Origin of the sequence: Mesorhizobium sp. M7A.F.Ca.AU.002.02.1.1, from assembly GCF_003998535.1 — a bacterium.
In the GTDB taxonomy this organism is placed as follows: Bacteria; Pseudomonadota; Alphaproteobacteria; order Rhizobiales; family Rhizobiaceae; genus Mesorhizobium; species Mesorhizobium ciceri.
Genome location: NZ_RZPB01000915.1, coordinates 1 through 2,105, shown reverse-complemented (window position 1 = coordinate 2,105; position 2,105 = coordinate 1). Strand labels below are relative to the sequence as shown.

The following is a 2,105-nucleotide window of genomic DNA, read 5'->3' as shown; positions in this document are numbered from 1 at the left end:
TGCTTGCCGTCACCGGCTTTCATCCGCAGCGCTGGCGCGACCTGCTGTCGGCCGAACGCGAGGTGGTGCTGGAGCCGGACGGCGCCAGCGACCCCTCGATCACCTATGCCGTTGTATGGAAGCAGAAGCCGAACATCCTGGCGTCGCTGCCCAATCTGCGCGCCATCTTCTCGATCGGCGCCGGCGTCGACCATATCTTCGCCGATCCCGGCCTGCCCGACGTGCCGATCGTCAAAATCGTTGCCGACAACCTCACCCAGTACATGACGGAATATGTCGTCTGGCGGGTGCTCGACCATCACCGCCAGGGCCTGCTCTACCGGTCGCAGCAGTCGAAGAAGATCTGGCATGAGCCGCAGCAGAGGCCTGCCGGTGACATTTCGGTCGGCATCATGGGCCTCGGCAGTCTCGGCCGCGCCGCGGCCTCGGTGCTGCTCTCGCTCGGCTTTGCCGTCAATGGCTGGTCGCGCACCGACAAGGCCATGCAAGGCGTCGCGACCTATTCCGGCGAAGCTGGATTGATCCCCTTCCTCAAGGCAACCGACATCCTGGTGGTGCTTCTGCCGCTGACGCCGGAGACCAAGGGCATCATCAACTACGGCGTGCTGAAGGAGCTGCGGAAACGCAACGGCCTCGGCGGCTCGGTGCTGATCAATGCCGGGCGTGGCCGCCTGCAGAAGGATGCCGACATTTTGCGGGCGCTGGATGACGGCACGTTGAAGGAGGCAAGCCTCGACGTGTTCGAGGTCGAACCGCTGCCGAAGACCAGTCCGCTGTGGGGGCATCCGAAAGTGTTCGTGACGCCACACGCGGCGGCGACCTCCGATCCGGTGCATCTGGCGCCGATCATGCTGCGCCAGATGGACGCCTTCGAACGCGGCGAAAAGCTCGACAATCTGGTGGACCGCGATGCAGGGTATTAGCCAGGACAAGGCCTCATCGGGCCAGGTCCCACTCCCGGAAGCACTTCTTGATTGCCCGCAGTGACGATAACTGCACCTTTGGCAGATCAATCTGCTCGAACATAGCCAGGTAGCGTTTGCGATTTTTCGGCGTGGCGACAGTGATATGGCGGATCATATCCCATTTGACGCTGTCGCGCCCGCCCTCCAAGGCACCGCGCCTCTCCCGCTCCAACAACGTCCGGCGAAAATAGCGCAACAAACTTGCGGGTGTGGAAATGTCCAACAGGATCAATCCCGTCGCCCGCCGAAAACGTTGCGGCATACCTACCGAATAATTCCCATCCATCACCCAACGCTCTCCGGCGATTGCGGCGTCGTGCAAGGCAATGAATTCGTCCCTTGGGCGCGCTTCCCAATCCGTGTTCGGGAGATGGAAGAGCTGATCGAGGTGAACAGTCGCCAGATCACGCTTGCGGGCAATCGCGTCGGCGAGGGTCGACTTGCCACTGTTGGACGGCCCCAAGATACATATGCGGTCCCCGAGCTCCGAGAGATGCATCCGATCGTGCCCTGCAAGGTGGTTTGTTGCCTGCGATTCTCGACCCGTAGCCGCCTCCGACCTCTAGCCAGGCAGAGCGATCTTCTTCTGCTTCTCCGGCTGGCCGCAGTCGCGTCGGTCGATCGACCGGTTCATGGCATCGATCTCACCGCTCGCCTTGTCGGTATCGCGCTTGGCCTTGGAGCGCATGTCCGGCGTGAACGGGCCGAAGCCCATCGCCGGATTGGAGAAGGTCGGCTTGGCCTTGATCGGCAGGTTGTATTGCTGCGCCAACCCGTTGCGCTGCGCCAGCAACTGGTCGCACGGCACGGTGTCGTATTGCAGGGAGGACTGGACGTTCGCATCCTGCTGTTCCGACATCGACGTGCCGCCGACACAGCCGGCGGTCAGCAGGCAAGAGGCCAAGATCATCATGTTCCAGCGCATCGGCTATGCTCCTCCTGATATCCCGCCCTGACGCGAGCAGATCGCAAATATCAGTCGCGCATGCAAATCGGACTTTTTCACAGCAGGAATATTTGCGAGGCGGCGAGGCTGCCCCTCCGCAGGCGCGTGGCTGACGGAGCATCAAACGAAAAACCCGCCTGTGCGGCGGGTCACTGGCGCAAATCAGCACCATGAGCGAAAATGTACCATAGCTG

At 61.9% G+C, this 2,105-nt stretch carries 3 protein-coding genes; 1 reads left to right on the top strand and 2 read right to left on the bottom strand.

The window, feature by feature from the left end; translation table 11 throughout:
* Positions 1 to 923: glyoxylate/hydroxypyruvate reductase A (locus EN879_RS33235; protein ID WP_164774740.1), on the top strand; the 923-nt coding region annotated here is incomplete at its 5' end.
* A 13-nt stretch (positions 924 to 936) separates the two neighbouring features.
* Here the strand turns inward: EN879_RS33235 and EN879_RS33230 are convergent.
* Together EN879_RS33230 and EN879_RS33225 are read right to left on the bottom strand one after the other, a co-directional pair.
* On the bottom strand, positions 937 to 1,464 hold the full coding sequence (locus EN879_RS33230) for an AAA family ATPase (RefSeq protein WP_063169971.1): 528 nt from the start codon (positions 1,462 to 1,464) through the stop codon (positions 937 to 939).
* Positions 1,465 to 1,527: 63 nt separating this feature from the next.
* Positions 1,528 to 1,890, bottom strand: coding sequence for a hypothetical protein (locus EN879_RS33225; RefSeq protein ID WP_063169970.1), 363 nt, complete (start codon positions 1,888 to 1,890; stop codon positions 1,528 to 1,530).
* Positions 1,891 to 2,105 lie beyond the last annotated feature (215 nt).